This window comes from Synechococcus sp. CS-197 (assembly GCF_025128215.1).
Classification (GTDB): domain Bacteria; phylum Cyanobacteriota; class Cyanobacteriia; order PCC-6307; family Cyanobiaceae; genus Synechococcus_C.
Genome location: NZ_JAHLZC010000020.1, coordinates 1 through 14,396 on the forward strand (window position 1 = coordinate 1; position 14,396 = coordinate 14,396).

The following is a 14,396-nucleotide window of genomic DNA, read 5'->3' on the forward strand; positions in this document are numbered from 1 at the left end:
CTCGGTTGTGAAACGCAGCAGCGGCGACGATATTTGGGGGGTAGCCCCCTGAGAAAATAGCTCGATGCCAGGTAAAACATTCTGATCACGGACGTGATCCAAAGAAAGCCATCCCGGTAGGGGTGGCTTTTTTTGTGGCTTTGATCCAGAGCCAAGCTCAGAGTTTGATCTCGCCCAGATTGTGGATCATTTGATGATCACCGCCATCGCTAAATGGATTGCCTTCGCGCAAGCAAAATCGGGTTTCCATTCCTGCTTCGGCTGCCGCATCGCATTCTCTAGGGTGATCGCTCACAAAGAGAATTGATGCTGGCTTGAGGCCAATGGATTGACTAATGATTCGATAGCTATCTGCATTGAGCTTTGGCCCTGTGCGCGTGTCAAACCATTGGCTGAATCGATTGGTGATATCTCCGTCGGTTGTGTGGGCATAGAGCAACTGTTGTGCTTTGACACTCCCCGATGAATACACGGCGAGTGTGATTCCTTGCTGTGTCCATGCATTGAGAGCAGGAACGACGTCTCCATATAAAGGAGACTGGAGTTCGCCAGCGGCATAGCCTTGCTCCCATATGATTCCTTGGAGCTCCTTCAGTGCCGTTGATTTTCGATCATTTTGTATGAGATGGTCGAAATAGTGAATGATGTCCTCTGATGTCGGTTGGTTCTGATTGCTTGCCCGAAGTAAGAGTGCTTGGCTTTTGGATTCGGGATCATTCTTCCATTCGGCAATGGCCTCTTCGATTGCCGCTGTCACATTGGATGGTCGGTTCTCGCTGCAAATTGTTTTTGAGAGTTGTCGGCGTGCAAAGGGGAACAGCGTCTGTGACACAAAAGTGACAGGGCATGTTGTCCCTTCGATATCAAGAACAATGGCTTTTATCACAGTGTTCTGTTGAGTAGATGTTGTCTCCATGAAAGCTCAAGCAGGAATTCAATGATTTCAGTATGCCGCTGGGCTTGAAAAAGATCCTCCCCCCATGCGTAAAGGCCATGACCTGCGACCAGCAAGCCTGAGGGTGCTTCCTTTAAGAAGTGGCTTGCTTGTTTGCTTAGGACCTCTAAATCCTGATTGTTTTTGATGATCGGCAGCTCAACTGTTGTGTCGTGGGTGCTGATGCCTGACAGCCCCTTCAGCATCTCCCAGCCCTCCAGTTCTAAGTGACCAGCTGCCTGATGCAAGCTGGAAAGGAGAGTTCCATTCACTGAATGGGTGTGCAGAACAGCTCCTGCAGAGCACTGTTTGACGATTTGCAGATGCATCAATGTTTCTGCACTGGCCTTCCCTTCGCCATTGATCACCTCTCCGTGACCATTGACTTCAATCAGATCTGTTGCATTTAAGGATCCCTTGTCAACGCCGCTGGGAGCCATGATCAGTTTCAGTGGATCTTGTTCAGCTACGACGCTGAAATTTCCGCCGGTGCCGTCACACCACCCGCGGTTGTGAAAGTTGCGGATGGTGTTGATCAATCGCTGTCTGTAAGCGTGCTGTCGCATGGTTCAACGTTGGCAGACAGGACACCAGTGGGTGCTGCGTCCTCCGAGGCGTTGCCGTTCGATAGGAGTGCCGCAAGCCAGGCAGGGTTGGCCTGTTCGCCGATAGACCGATGCCTGGCCCCCATAGTTGCCATTCACACCTTCGAGGTCGCGAAAATCACTGAAGGTCGTCCCTCCGGCTCCGATGCTCATTTCGAGCACATCCACCAGGCATGTGCACAAGCGTTCCAGTTCAGGGAGGTTGAGTTCACCCGCCTTGCGATGGGGGGCAATGCCCGCTGCAAAGAGGCTTTCGTCGGCATAGATGTTGCCAGCGCCAGCTACCACCGCTTGATCCAAAAGAGCGGCCTTGATCGATCGCGTTGACCCCTTCAGTTTTTGTTCTAAGTAGGTTGCGTTGAACTCTTCACTGAAGGGCTCAGGACCCAACCGTTGGAGCCCTGTCATCACAGCGTCGATCGAAACGTTCTGGGGCACAAACCACATTTCCCCAAAACTGCGCAGATCGACAAACCGCAGTTCCTCGCCAGCGGTATTCCAGAGGCGAACGCGTGTGTGACGGCAGGGTTCAGTTGGTGTTGGGTGCCATTGAAATTGCCCCGTCATGCGCAGATGAACACCCCACACACCGTTGCAATGTCCCGTTTGCGGATCGTGGAGCTGCGCGACCAGGTACTTCCCTCGTCGGCTCCAGGCACCGACCTTTTGCCCACGCAGACCAAGGCGCAGAGCCTGCGGTCCTCCTGGACTCGCGACTGCGCGGTCACGAAGAACCTCGATGTCGTCAATCACGAACGACTGGAGACGATTCGCTAATCCTCGGCGAACCGTCTCAACTTCCGGAAGTTCCGGCAACGGACTCAGGCTGGCTCGAGTTCCGATTCAGCGAAGTTGTTCGTATTGATGCCGCCTTCGGAACCGGAGATGCCGTTGTAGTTCACCTGCTCGAAGCGAACCACAACCGGATAACGAATGCCGGAGGTATCGATGGAAGCCACTTTGCCGACTTCGTTGTACCAGTAGGACTCGGGGCGCTTGATGCGCACCATGTCACCGCGGGAGATCGCCATCGCTGCGCTGAAACTGGGATGCATCAGGAGCGTATCTCGGTGTCGGCACCCCGTTGCTGATGCGTCACACAATGTCTTCGTGAGGTTTCACCTGCTCCGGCGGGTGGCATGGCAGCATCCAACCTCTGTTGTGATGCGGTTCGTGTTGCCCTCGTCCCCTGAACCTCCAATGTTGGAGCTCGATCTGCCCGATCCGGAGCAGGACGACATCAGCACCATGGAGTTTCTGGCTCGGCTGGAGGAGGCATGGACGGTGTGCGACAAGTTCGACCTGCAGACCGAGATCTGGAGAGGACGAATTCTCAAGGCTGTGCGTGATCGCGAAAAGCGCGGTGGTGAGGGACGGGGTGCGGGGTTTCTGCAGTGGCTTCGAGAACGTGAGATCAGCAAGACGCGGGCTTACGGCCTCATCCAACTGGCGGAATCGGCTGAGCAGATGCTCGGAGAGGGTGTTTTGGAGCCCTCCAGCGTGAATCAGTTCTCAAAGAGAGCCTTCATGGAAACCTCCCTGGCAGAGCCGGAGGTGCAATTGATGATCTCCGAAGCCGCCAATGAAGGACAGGAAATTACGCGGAAGCAGGTGCGACGGCTGGCCGACGAGTTCACGGCAGCGACAAGTCCTCTCCTGCCAGAGGAGATCAGGGAGAGGACGCAGCAGAACCTTCTGCCTCCCAAAGCTGTGGCGCCCCTGGTGCGGGAACTCTCCAAGCTTCCAGAGCCCCAGCAAGAGGATCTGCGCAAGGTTCTTCGCGACGAACCAGAGCTCGATCGCATCAAAGACGTCACCCACACAGCGCGATGGATCACCAAGGCCACGGAATCGGGAGAGGCCGTGCGTGCGTTTCAACAAGGTGAGCTGGATCTTGAGAAAGCGATGCAGGAAGCCCAGAGGCTTGATGCGCTTGGGCTCCTCGCGGATGCCGTCGGTCAGGCCCATGCCCTGGAGTCCGCCGTGCTCAAGCTGCACACCTCCTGGCGCCGGCTCGGCGGTCTTCAGGAGCGGCTGTGGGTGGAGAGCGGTAGCAGCACGCCTTATCTAAGAGATGTGCTGTCCGCGCTGCAGAGCCTGAGTGGAGCCACCATGCGCGTCTCCCTGGGGGAACTGGCTGGCGGCAAGCGGGTTCGCTTGCAATTGGTTGAGGAATCACCCGATCAGCTGGACCCACCTGTTCTCTAGATCTGGCGCTCGGTATGGTGGACACACCACCTGTGGTGTGTCGTGGATTTGCTGCTGACGGCGCTGCAGCGTTATTACGGATGGTCATCCTTTCGATCGGGCCAGCGTCCCGTCGTGGAGTGTCTTCTGGCAGGCAAGGATTGCCTTGTGGTGCTCCCAACCGGTGGTGGCAAGTCGCTCTGCTATCAACTTCCGGCTCTTGTGCGCTCTGGCTTGGTGGTCGTGATCTCACCGCTGGTGGCTCTGATGGAGGATCAGGTTCTCCAGCTACGCCGTCGGGGGATTGCAGCAGCCTGCTTGCACGGAGGGATCGAGCTCGAGGAGCGTCGCCGCATTCTTGAACAAGCTGAGGCCGGAACTCTCAGGCTTCTTTATCTGGCACCGGAGCGGCTCCAGGGGGAGGCAACCCGTTCTCTCTTGCAGGAGCAGACGGCGTCGGGTCAGGTTGTTGCGCTGGCTGTTGATGAAGCCCATTGCATTAGTGCCTGGGGCCATGACTTCCGCCCTGATTACCGACGGCTGGGGCAGCTGAGAGAACTTTGCCCAGGGGTGCCGATGGTGGCACTGAGCGCCACAGCGGCGCCTCGCGTTCGCGCCGACATCCTCCGCTTGTTGCATCTTCGCCGTCCACTGATTCAGGTGGGATCGGCCCGTCGGACCAATCTGCATTACGCCATGCGCAGGCGTGTGAAAGATCCCCTCCAGGAGGTGGTTGCAGCCATTCACCAAGCCAGAGGCGCTTCTCTGATCTATGCCCGGACCCGTCGCTCGGTGGAGCACTGGGCTGAGAGGCTCCGCTCCACTGGCATTGAGGCCATCGCTTACCACGCTGGGCTTGACCCGGACGTTCGACTGCGAGCTCTTGAGCATTTTCTTGGCAGCGATGGTCCCGTGCTGGTGGCCACGGTCGCGTTCGGAATGGGCGTGGATCGCTCCGATGTGGGCTTGGTGCTTCACCTCGATCTGCCGAGCACCCCTGAGGGTTATCTGCAGGAATCTGGTCGCGCTGGTCGTGATGGATTGCCGGCCCATTGCTTGGTGTTGTTCTCCCCTGCTGATCGCACCACCCTCGGCTGGGCGATGCAAGCCTCTCTACGCCGCACAAAAAGCCAAGACAACACCGACGAAGCCCATCGCGTTGCCTTGGCTCAGCGGCAGTTGCGGCGGATGGAGGCTGTGGCCGAGGGAGAAGGGTGCCGGGAGCAAGCACTCTTGCTGTCTGTCGGTGAGCTGGTGCCACCTTGCGGTCGCTGCGACCGATGTCAGATGGAGTGTCGTCGGCAGAACTGGTCGGATGAAGCCCAAATCCTCTTGGAGAAGCTCGCGGAGGACTGCGGAACCGATGCCAGACGGCTGAGCGATGTCTTGAACAGCGAAGAGGGACCGTCAGCCCACTGGGGATGGCTCGCCAGACGTCTGGTTCAGGAAGAACTGATTCAGGAGAGTGATGACGGCAACCAGCGGCTTTACATCAGAGAGAGCGGACGACGCTTCATGCATCGCCCATGGCCTCTTCACTACGCGGCCTGAACCCTCGCTCAGCCCTTCGCGGATTTGCAGCGGTCCTTCAACAAATCGCGTTCGAAGTTCGACTGGGGCGCAATCCAGGTCTTCCAGTTTCCGTTAGCGCCCGTCACGTTGATCTTTCCAGCCGAGCAGTTCACGGCCACATAAAGCGACTGTCCATCGCTATTCAATGTTGGTGCGACGTCACTGCCTCCCATTAACTGCCAGTTCGCCCAGTCCACCTGAAGAGGGCCGTAGGTCTTCCAGTTCGCTTTGTTCGGTTGACTGGCAAGGGCTGTTTTCGCTGCGTTGGCCTTGGCTGTGGTCACCGGCTGGACCTTGGCTGCGGGCTTGGGCTTGGGCTTGGCTGTAGCTGTAGCTGTGGGCTGGGGTTTGACCGTTGCTGTTGGCTTGGGTTGCTCGTTGCTCTTGGGGACAGCGGCACGTTGAGGCTGGTCGTTACTGGCCACTGCGGTGACGGGTTGCGTGGCGCTGGCTCGAAGCATCAGCTTGGTGCCAACGGTCACCTGGTTGGGGTCCTCAATGGCATTGATGCTCACCAGAGAAGCCACAGGAATCTCATAGGCCTTGGCGATCTGCGTGAGGGTTTGGCCTCGGGCCACGGTGTGGCTGGTGGCGTTGGGATCAGCCTTCACCGGCACAGGCTTGCGCTTGGGTTTGCTGGCTGTTTTTGGTTTTGGCAGTACAGCGTTGCTGGGTAATTTGAGTGTCTGACCCCGTTCCACATGATCGGCACTGGCGAGGCCGTTCAGCGTCATCAGCTGGCGCTCGCTCACGCCGTACTGCACAGCGATCCCACTGAGTGTGTCTCCAGAGCGCACCGTGTGCCGACCCTTACCGGCCGTGACGCCTGCCGCGGCGCCGCTTGGAAGACGCAGGGTCTGCCCCGCTTCCACATGGTTGGAGTCGCGAAGTCCGTTCTCGCGCATCAAACGGCCCACGGACACTCCGTAGCGAGCCGCGATGTCGGAAAGCGTTTCTCCGGCTTTCACGGTCACATTCGCAGCGCCTGATGGAAGGGGGGACAGGGCGATGAGGGCGAGGAGTGTTAAGAGGGTGCGGCGCATACGTCTCCGGCGGCTGGGCGAACCATAAGGTGCCTCCCGCGGGACGCCAGCCCTGCTTCATCCGCTCGTCAGAGAAACTCAGCTCAAGAGGCGACGGAATGTTTCCGGCTTCAAGGTGTAGGGCGGATAGCGCTGCGGCAGATCGAGCCAGAACGGCCGTTTCAGCACCGAGCGTTCATGTGAAAACGTGCGGAATCCAGCCTCGCCATGGTGGGTGCCCATGCCACTGGCTCCGACGCCACCGAAGGGAAGCCCTGGCACACCCGCCTGAAGGATGACGTCGTTGAAACAGACGGTGCCGGAGCTCGTGGAGTGCAGCAGTTGGTCTTGCTCACTGGGATCTCCACCAAATAGATAAATGGCAAGGGGTTTGTCCTGCTGTTGAAGACGGGTGATGGCCGCTTTGAAATCGGGAATTTCAATCATCGGCAGCAGAGGGCCGAACAGTTCATCGGCCATCAGTGGGTCACTGTCGTCTTGGATGCTGATCAGTGTTGGGGCAATCCTGCGCTGGGTTGCATCACATTCCCCTCCAAGCAGCACGCGGCCTTCAGACCGTGCTGTGTCGAGCAGGCCTGCCAAGCGTTGGTAATGACGTTCTGAAATCAGTGACGCCAAGTGCTCTGACTGCACTGGGTTGGCTCCATAGAGCGCACGCCGCTGGTCGGTCATGGCCTGAAGGAGTGGCTCCCTCAGGCTTTGCTCCACCAGGATGTGATCGGGAGCCACACAGGCTTGTCCAGCGTTGAATCCCTTTCCCCAGATCAAGCGCCTTGCTGTGACCGCGAGATCAGCCCCTGGAATCACCACCGCAGGGTTCTTGCCCCCCAGCTCCAGGGTCACCGGCGTGAGATTGGCCGCTGCCCCTTCGAGCACTTTGGCTCCAATCCGCCCTCCTCCTGTGAAAAAGATGTGGTCAAAGCGGAGCCTGACCAGATCCGCCGCCACGCGGGAGTCCCCGTTGACGACCCGAACCACATCAGCGGGAAAGTAGAGAGGAACCAGCCGTTCAATCAACTCAGCCGTAGCCGGCGCCTGCTCAGAAGGCTTGATCACGGCCGTGTTCCCCGCGGCCAGGGCACTGACCAAAGGCCAGAACGTGAGACTGAAGGGCAGATTCCAGGGACCGATGAGAAGCACGCAGCCCAGTGGTTCCCGGATCAGCTGGGCACGTCCGGGCTGTTGCACGAGCGGGACCCGAATCGATTGAGGGCGCATCCACCGGCGCAGGTTCCGCCGGGCCAGCTTCAATTCCTGCAGCAGGGACACCACCTCGGCCATCCCCTCGAGAGGAGGCTTGAGGAGGTCCTGGTGGAGCGCGTCCAACACCTCCTGCTCGTGGCCACAGACGAGAGCATGCAAGCGATCCAGCTGGAGACGACGCCAGGCTTCTGGACGGCTTGTCCCTGTCACCACGGGCGCGCGCAGCGCATCGAGATCTGTAGCTGAGAAGGGGCTGCTCTCGGCGATCTGAACCATCACGGTTCCCTGCGACCGTTGCATGTTTGCAGGTCTTCCCCTGCATCTATTGCGAAGGGGATGACGGAAGCCTCCGTCGTCATTACCACGGAGTGAGAAAGCATCAATCGGATGCCGAAGCAGCAGCCGTGGTGGAACGGCGCCGTGATCTACCAACTGATCGTGCGCAGCTATGCCGATGGCAACGGCGATGGCGTGGGAGATCTGCAGGGATTAGCGAGTCGGTTGCCCTATCTGCGCTGGCTTGGGGTGGAAGCGATCTGGCTCACTCCGGTTTACCCATCCCCCCTGCAGGACGGTGGGTATGACATCACTGATTTCAAGGCGATCCATCCAGATCTGGGCGATCTGGCGGCCTTTCATCGCTTTCTCACCGCAGCCCATGGACAGGGTTTGAAGGTGGTGATGGATTTGGTGCTGAATCACACCAGCACGCTTCACCCCTGGTTTCAGAGAGCGCGTTGGGCGCCGCAGGGAACGCCGGAGCGAGAGGTGTACGTCTGGAGCGACGATCCCCATCGCTATGCGGATGCTCCCGTGCTGTTCCGCCATTTCGAATCATCCAATTGGGAATGGGATGACGTCGCGGGGCAGTATTACCTTCACCGCTTCCTGCGTCATCAGCCCGACCTCAATTACGCCAATCCCCTGGTGCAGGAGGAGATGCTTGAGGTGGTGGATTTCTGGATCGAGCGCGGCGTCGATGGTTTCCGTTTGGATGCGGTGCCCTTTCTCTGCGAAGAGGAGAATTCCCGTTGCGAGGGTTTGCCGGAAACCCATGCCTTTTTGAAGCGGTTGCGGGAGCGGGTGGATTCCCATGGCCGCGATGTGCTGCTCCTTGCCGAGGCGATCCAACCGGTGAAGGAGGCTGCTCCATACCTCGCCGACGATGAGCTGCATGGTGCTTTCAACTTTGTTCTCACAGCGCATCTGTTCGCAGCCATTGCCAGCGGATCCACGGAGCATCTGCGTCAGTGTCTTCAGGATGCCCAGGACGCTGTTTGTGGATGTCGCTGGGCCTTACCCCTGCGTAACCACGACGAACTCTGGCTTGGAGACGGTCATCTGATTCCCGAGGAGGTGATCCAGATCATTCGTGCTGGGCTTCATCAGGGCCAGGGCCACTGGCTCAACTGGGGGATCAATCGACGCCTGGCGCCTCTGCTCAACGGCGACCCGGGGTCGAATCGTGTACTGCACGGTTTGCTTTACAGCTTGCCGGGGATGCCTTGTCTTTATTACGGCGACGAGCTCGGCATGGGGGATTGGCCTGGCTTGCGAGACCGGGATCCCAACCGCACGCCGATGGCTTGGACACCAGCCCGCAATGGAGGTTTCTCGTCGGCCCCTGATCCTTTGCTGGTGTTGCCGCCCATCACAGCGCCTGGATACGACTACCGAGTGGTGAATGTGGAGGTGCAGAAGCAACTCCCGGGATCACTGCTCAACTGGCATCGGCGCATGCTCACCTGCCGTCGGTTGCTGCCGGCGTTGCGCCATGGTGATTTCGAGTTGCTTCCCAGCGTGCATCCCAGTGTGCTCAGCTACGTGCGCTGCGACGGAAGGATGACCGTGTTGGTTGCGGCCAATCTCTCTGCAGCAGGAGCATCTCTGCAACTCGATCTCAGCCGCTGGGAGGGAGAGAGAACCCGGGAAGTGATGTGGGGGTGTGAGTACCCACCCGCCTCAGCGAACTGGTTTGTGTACCTGCCAGCCCACGGCTTCAACTGGTGGTTGCTGGGTGAGGTTGAAGAGCAGAGCGACGGGTTGCAGGACAGCTGACGGGTGGCTGGGGACCGCAGTCAGCGGGACAGATCCAGGGCCTCCGCATCAGCACCGCCGTGGCCAGCCTGCGCCAGCAGTTCGCTCACGTTCGGGCGCAGTCGCTCGGCATCCTGCTGATCCACCATGCCCAGGCGTGTGCGCCGGCAGAGCACATCCGTGACGCCGCGCGCATGCTCATGGGTGATCGCATGGCGAAGCTCACCCCGGCAGACAGGAATCACCTCGCTGAGGGGCTGTCGGTCGTCGTTCGACCAGCTCGACACCCACTGTGCTGCTGCAAGCCCGTGGTTGGCCTGGAGATGGGCAATCTGCTGCGAGCGCTGAGGCGTGTCTGGCAACAGTGATTCCAGAGAAGCGTGTTGGGTCTGGAGCAGAGCAGGCGTTTGCAGGGGATCGGGGGCGCTTCCGATCAGAGGCAGTGCCCCAGGCGCTTTGAGGGTGTGTCCGAGCTGCTGCTCCACCGCTTGGAGGGTGTCGATGGCCATGGGCCGGCAGGTGGTCCACTTGCCTCCCATCACACTCACCAGCCCGCAGGCCAGGGTTTCCACCTCGTGCTCACGCACAACACGGCTGCTGTTCACATCGGCACCGGCCGGCTTCAGCAGGGGGCGTCCCCCGGCCCAGCAGCTGCCCACATCAACGGGGTCGCGTGCAGGAAACCAGCGCTGCACGTAATCCAGGAGGTACTTCACTTCGTTTTCCGCTGGAACGGAGGCTTGCTCTTGGGGGCAGGGGGTGTCGGTGGTGCCCACCAGGGTTCGCCCGAAGAACGGAAGCATGAACAGCACCCGCCCGTCATCGGTGGACGGGAGCAGCAGGCCGACCCCCTCTGGGCAAAGGGTTTGCTTGAGCACGAGGTGAATGCCCCGGCTGGTGAGCATCCTCTCCTCGCAGGAGGGATCAGCCATTCTCCGAATCGTGTCGGAGTGAATCCCAGTGGCATTCACAACCACCTTCGCCTGCCAGCGCTCGTTCTGCCCGCTGGCGCTTTCACTGATCGCACCGCAGAGCCTGCCGCTGCTGTCGGTTTCCAGAGCGACAACCCGCGTGCGGGTGCGCACGACCGCGCCCGCTTGCTCCGCGGTGAGTGCCATCAGCAGGTTGAGGCGCGCATCATCAAACTGCCCGTCGCTGTAGGCCACACCTCGGGTGATGTCGTCTCGAAGGGCGGGCAGGGCATGGCGCAGCTGTTGGCTTGACAGCAGGCGACTGCTTCCAATCCCTGAGCGGCCCGAGAGTGCGTCGTAAAGGCCAAGCCCGAGGCGGTAGTAGGCCTGGCCGATCACTCCGTCTGTGGGCAGGGCCAGTTCGAGGCGTTTGGCCAAAAAGGGAGCTTGCTGGAGCCAGTGACCGCGCTCCAGCAAGGCTTCCCTCACCAAGCGCAGCTGCGCTGTGTCGGCGGTTTTGAACGCAAGCTCGAGGTAGCGAACCCCTCCGTGCAGCAACTTGGTGCTGCGGCAACTGGTGCCACCTCCCAGGTCATGGCCCTCCAGCAAGGCCACACGCAGGCCGCGGCGCACGCCCTCGTAGGCAACGCAGGCACCGCTGGCACCTCCGCCGATCACCAGGAGATCGAAGCCTGTGTCATTCATGCCAATGGAGGCTCCGTGAAACGGCGTCATCCCAGCGTCGCAACCAGGTCTGTCGCTGATCAAGATCAAGGCGAGGCATGAACAGTTGGGTGTTCTGCTCACGCTGGGGAAGAAGGCTTTGCAGATCGGAAACCACATCGCACTGAAGGCCTGCCAGCAAGGCGACGCCCCGTGCGGTGCTCTCCAATTGGGAAGGGCGCCGCACGCGCAGCCCTGTGCTGTCGGCTTGGGCCTGAAGCAGGGGATCTGAAGCGGCAGCACCGCCATCGACGGCCAGTTCACCCAGTTCATGGCCGCTGGCCTGCTCGGCCAGTCGAACCAACCCCGCCACGGAGAGAGCAATTCCCTCGAGCGCGGCTCGGGCGATGTGTCCCCGCCGGCTGTCGCGGGTGAGGCCCATCAGCAGGCCGCGGGCCTGGGGATCCCAATGGGGGGTGCCCCAGCCGGTGAAGGCTGGGACGAGCATCACCCCCGCAGCGTCGTCAACGGTGAGGGCCAGGCGGTTCACCTCCTCGGCTGAATCAATGATCTCCAAGCCATCACGCAGCCACTGCACGACGGTGCCGGCATTGAAAAGGCTGCCCTCCAGGCAGTACGTGGGAGTGCCCTGGTCATCGGTCCAGCCGAGGGTGCTCAGCAGCCCAGCGTCACTGCGCTTGATTTCGCTCCCGGTGTTGATCACCAGGAAAGCACCGGTTCCGTAGGTGCATTTGGCTTCTCCTGGTTCCAAACAGAGTTGTCCGAGTGTTGCCGCCTGCTGGTCGCCCAGGAGTGCACAGATCGGCACTCCGGCGAAGGGGCAGTCGCTGGCGATCGTTCCGAAGTCGCCGCGACAGGGCACCAGATCAGGCAGGGCGTTGCTGGGGAGCCCGATGTGGTCACAAAACGCAGGTACCCATTGGCGTTGCTCAAGATCCATGAGCAGGGTGCGACTGGCATTGCTCATGTCCGAGCAGTGGCGACGGGCCCCGCTCAGGTGCCACAGCAACCAGCTTTCCACCGTCCCGAAGCAGAGGTCTCCCTGGGCGGCTGCTCTGGAGGCTTCGTCGTGGTTTTGGAGCAGCCATTGGATCTTGCTGGCGCTGAAGTAGGGGTCGAGCATCAGGCCTGTGCGTGTCCGCCAGTCCCGTTCCAGTCCCTCCCTTTTCCAGGCTGCGCACACATCGGCGGTGCGCCCGTCCTGCCAGACCAGGGCGGGTCCGCAGGGAGCGCCGTCGCTGCGGCGCCAAAGGATGGTGGTTTCGCGCTGATTGGTGATGCCACAGGCCACCACCGCCTGGCGTTGCTCTGCGCTGATCGTCTGCTCCAGACGCGCCATCGCCTGGCGCTGACTGGCCCAGATCTCCATTGGCGTCTGTTCGACCCAGCCATCGGCGGGGTAGTGGATGTTCAAGGGGGCAGAGGCGCTGGCCACCGCCTGTCCCTGCTCGTCAAACAAAACAGCGCGTGAACTGCTGGTGCCTTGATCCAGTGCCAGCAGGAGGGGCGAACGAACCATGGCACTCCTGTTTTTTCAGTGCTAGCGGTGGTGATGCCCGGCTGCAAAGGTCATGCTGCGGGATGTCGCAACGGTGAGCACGCCCGCTTGGGTGTCTGAAGCCGTGGTGTATCAGATTTTTCCCGATCGCTTCCGGCGCAGCGGCAGGGTGAAGGCGCAATCCAGCCTCGTCTTGCAGCCCTGGGGCACCAGCCCTCAGCAGCAGGGGTTTCAGGGGGGGGATCTTTACGGCGTGATCGAGGCTCTCGATCATCTGCAGGAGCTGGGGGTCACCTGTCTGTATCTCACCCCTGTGTTCAGTTCAGCGGCCAACCACCGTTATCACGCCTACGACTATTTCCAGGTGGATCCTCTTCTGGGTGGGGATGCTGCTCTGGATGCCTTGATCAGAGCGCTGCATGGCCGCGGCATGCGTCTGATCCTCGATGGCGTGTTCAATCACTGCGGCCGCGGCTTCTGGGCCTTTCACCACCTGCTTGAGAACGGCCCATCGTCCCCTTACCGGGACTGGTTCACCGTGCATCGCTGGCCCCTGATCCCTTACCCCCGCAAAGGACAGTCTTGCGGTTACAGCTGCTGGTGGAATGATCCGGCACTACCCAAGTTCAACCACGCCAATCCGGCGGTGCATGACCATCTGCTGGCGGCGGGGCGGTACTGGCTTGAACGCGGTATCGATGGCTGGCGCTTGGATGTGCCCGATGAGGTTCCCCATGGGTTCTGGGTTGATTTCCGCCGCATGGTGAAGGCCGTCAACCCCAACGCCTGGATCGTTGGCGAGATCTGGGGAGACGCCCGCCCCTGGTTGCAGGGCGATCAGTTTGATGGCGTGATGAATTACCGCCTGGGCTGGAGCAGTCTCTGTTGGGCTGCTGGTGCCAGGTTGAGGCCAAGCGATCGCAACCCGATGTATCCGCTCAACCGCCTGAATGGTGAGCAGTGGATTGCCTGTTTGAACCAGACCTTGGGTTGGTATTCCCCCGAGGTGAACCGCAGCCAGCTCAACCTGCTCGACAGTCATGACGTTCCCAGGGCTCTACACACCCTGCGGGGTGACGCCAAAGCACTGCGACTGGCGTTGCTCCTGTTGTGCCTCCAACCTGGAGCACCCTGCCTCTACTACGGCACGGAGGTGGGGTTGAGCGGAGGCCCAGAGCCCGGGTGCCGTGAGGCCTATCCCTGGTCAGGACCTGTCCCTCAGGACCTGCAGCCAATGGTGAAGGACCTGTTGGGTTTAAGACGCTCCCTTGCTGGCCCCATCGCTGACGGCTGGACCTGGTGCGTGCAGGGAGACGAGGGATTGCTGGGGCGGTCTCGCCACAGCCCCACGGTGTCGGTGCTGATCAACCGCAGCCGCCGTTGTCGCCTCGCGTGCCCGGAGAACGTCGACAGTGTTCTCTGGGAGGCCGGCACGTTTCATGCCAGCGAAGGCGTGCTGGCCCCCCAGTCAGCTGTTGTGTTCTCCTCGGTGCCTGGAGAAGGAATTGAAGCCCTTGTCGAGACTTGAACTCGAGACCTCTCCCTTACCAAGGGAGTGCTCTACCGCTGAGCTACAAGGGCATGTGGTGGATGGGCCGGGTTGGATTTGAACCAACGTAGGCAGAGCCAGCGGATTTACAGTCCGCCCCCATTAACCACTCGGGCACCGACCCGAACCACACCGGAAGAACTTACCAGCCCACCTGACCTGGGTGGTCGATA

At 60.5% G+C, this 14,396-nt stretch carries 12 protein-coding genes and 2 tRNA genes; 4 read left to right on the forward strand and 10 right to left on the reverse strand.

Annotation, left to right across the window (positions count from 1 at the left end):
* Positions 1-157: 157 nt before the first annotated feature.
* The 4 genes from mtnC to KQ296_RS08950 are packed head-to-tail and all read right to left on the reverse strand — an operon-like array spanning position 158 to position 2,570.
* Entirely contained in the window at positions 158-916 is a 759-nt protein-coding gene (gene mtnC / locus KQ296_RS08935) for an acireductone synthase (protein ID WP_259726454.1), read from the reverse strand.
* The gene (mtnB, locus tag KQ296_RS08940) at positions 883-1,500 is read right to left on the reverse strand and encodes a methylthioribulose 1-phosphate dehydratase (protein WP_011932450.1); all 618 of its coding nucleotides are present in this window, start codon (positions 1,498-1,500) and stop codon (positions 883-885) included. Before mtnB ends, mtnC begins: the two co-directional genes overlap by 34 nt.
* 3 nt (positions 1,501-1,503) lie before the next feature.
* Entirely contained in the window at positions 1,504-2,355 is an 852-nt protein-coding gene (locus KQ296_RS08945; protein WP_011932451.1) for a DNA-formamidopyrimidine glycosylase, read from the reverse strand.
* Between the two features lie 5 nt (positions 2,356-2,360).
* On the reverse strand, positions 2,361-2,570 hold the full coding sequence (locus KQ296_RS08950) for a photosystem I reaction center subunit IV (protein WP_011932452.1): 210 nt from the start codon (positions 2,568-2,570) through the stop codon (positions 2,361-2,363).
* Positions 2,571-2,703: 133 nt separating this feature from the next.
* Between KQ296_RS08950 and KQ296_RS08955 the strand changes: the two genes are divergently transcribed.
* Positions 2,704-3,747, forward strand: a complete 1,044-nt coding sequence (locus KQ296_RS08955) for a hypothetical protein (protein ID WP_050815913.1) — start codon at positions 2,704-2,706, stop codon at positions 3,745-3,747.
* Between the two features lie 42 nt (positions 3,748-3,789).
* The gene (locus tag KQ296_RS08960) at positions 3,790-5,277 is read left to right on the forward strand and encodes an ATP-dependent DNA helicase RecQ (RefSeq protein WP_011932454.1); all 1,488 of its coding nucleotides are present in this window, start codon (positions 3,790-3,792) and stop codon (positions 5,275-5,277) included.
* An 8-nt stretch (positions 5,278-5,285) separates the two neighbouring features.
* Here the strand turns inward: KQ296_RS08960 and KQ296_RS08965 are convergent, their stop codons facing one another.
* Both KQ296_RS08965 and KQ296_RS08970 read right to left on the reverse strand, forming a co-directional pair.
* Positions 5,286-6,341, reverse strand: a complete 1,056-nt coding sequence (locus KQ296_RS08965; RefSeq protein ID WP_011932455.1) for a LysM peptidoglycan-binding domain-containing protein — start codon at positions 6,339-6,341, stop codon at positions 5,286-5,288.
* A gap of 78 nt (positions 6,342-6,419) precedes the next feature.
* The gene (locus KQ296_RS08970) at positions 6,420-7,844 is read right to left on the reverse strand and encodes an aldehyde dehydrogenase family protein (RefSeq protein ID WP_011932456.1); all 1,425 of its coding nucleotides are present in this window, start codon (positions 7,842-7,844) and stop codon (positions 6,420-6,422) included.
* Positions 7,845-7,931: 87 nt separating this feature from the next.
* On the opposite strand from KQ296_RS08970, the gene KQ296_RS08975 reads away from it, so the two are divergent.
* Positions 7,932-9,602 (forward strand): alpha-amylase family protein, encoded by a 1,671-nt coding sequence (locus KQ296_RS08975; RefSeq protein WP_011932457.1) that lies wholly within the window; start codon positions 7,932-7,934, stop codon positions 9,600-9,602.
* Positions 9,603-9,622: 20 nt separating this feature from the next.
* Here KQ296_RS08975 and KQ296_RS08980 read toward each other — a convergent pair whose 3' ends face one another.
* Together KQ296_RS08980 and KQ296_RS08985 are read right to left on the reverse strand one after the other, a co-directional pair.
* Positions 9,623-11,197 carry a glycerol-3-phosphate dehydrogenase/oxidase gene (locus KQ296_RS08980; RefSeq protein ID WP_011932458.1) on the reverse strand — a complete coding sequence of 525 codons (1,575 nt, stop codon included), beginning with the start codon at positions 11,195-11,197 and terminating at the stop codon, positions 9,623-9,625.
* Positions 11,190-12,695, reverse strand: a complete 1,506-nt coding sequence (locus KQ296_RS08985; protein WP_011932459.1) for a glycerol kinase GlpK — start codon at positions 12,693-12,695, stop codon at positions 11,190-11,192. Before KQ296_RS08985 ends, KQ296_RS08980 begins: the two co-directional genes overlap by 8 nt.
* Before the next feature lie 52 nt (positions 12,696-12,747).
* Here KQ296_RS08985 and KQ296_RS08990 point away from each other — a divergent pair, with 52 nt between their 5' ends.
* On the forward strand, positions 12,748-14,202 hold the full coding sequence (locus tag KQ296_RS08990; RefSeq protein WP_011932460.1) for a glycoside hydrolase family 13 protein: 1,455 nt from the start codon (positions 12,748-12,750) through the stop codon (positions 14,200-14,202).
* Here KQ296_RS08990 and KQ296_RS08995 read toward each other — a convergent pair.
* Both KQ296_RS08995 and KQ296_RS09000 read right to left on the reverse strand, forming a co-directional pair.
* A tRNA-Thr gene (locus KQ296_RS08995) sits at positions 14,184-14,255 on the reverse strand. The two genes, KQ296_RS08990 and KQ296_RS08995, sit on opposite strands and share 19 nt — an antisense overlap.
* A gap of 10 nt (positions 14,256-14,265) precedes the next feature.
* Positions 14,266-14,347 (reverse strand) — tRNA-Tyr (locus KQ296_RS09000).
* Positions 14,348-14,396 lie beyond the last annotated feature (49 nt).

Excerpts from the sequence above, each read along its gene's own strand:
- mtnC (WP_259726454.1), bottom strand. The coding sequence starts at position 916 with ATGGAGACAACATCTACTCAACAGAACACTGTGATAAAAGCCATTGTT.
- mtnB (WP_011932450.1), bottom strand. The coding sequence starts at position 1,500 with ATGCGACAGCACGCTTACAGACAGCGATTGATCAACACCATCCGCAAC.
- KQ296_RS08950 (WP_011932452.1), bottom strand. The coding sequence starts at position 2,570 with ATGGCGATCTCCCGCGGTGACATGGTGCGCATCAAGCGCCCCGAGTCC.
- KQ296_RS08955 (WP_050815913.1), top strand. The coding sequence starts at position 2,704 with ATGCGGTTCGTGTTGCCCTCGTCCCCTGAACCTCCAATGTTGGAGCTC.
- KQ296_RS08965 (WP_011932455.1), bottom strand. The coding sequence starts at position 6,341 with ATGCGCCGCACCCTCTTAACACTCCTCGCCCTCATCGCCCTGTCCCCC.
- KQ296_RS08970 (WP_011932456.1), bottom strand. The coding sequence starts at position 7,844 with ATGCAACGGTCGCAGGGAACCGTGATGGTTCAGATCGCCGAGAGCAGC.
- KQ296_RS08975 (WP_011932457.1), top strand. The coding sequence starts at position 7,932 with ATGCCGAAGCAGCAGCCGTGGTGGAACGGCGCCGTGATCTACCAACTG.
- KQ296_RS08980 (WP_011932458.1), bottom strand. The coding sequence starts at position 11,197 with ATGAATGACACAGGCTTCGATCTCCTGGTGATCGGCGGAGGTGCCAGC.
- KQ296_RS08985 (WP_011932459.1), bottom strand. The coding sequence starts at position 12,695 with ATGGTTCGTTCGCCCCTCCTGCTGGCACTGGATCAAGGCACCAGCAGT.
- KQ296_RS08990 (WP_011932460.1), top strand. The coding sequence starts at position 12,748 with ATGCTGCGGGATGTCGCAACGGTGAGCACGCCCGCTTGGGTGTCTGAA.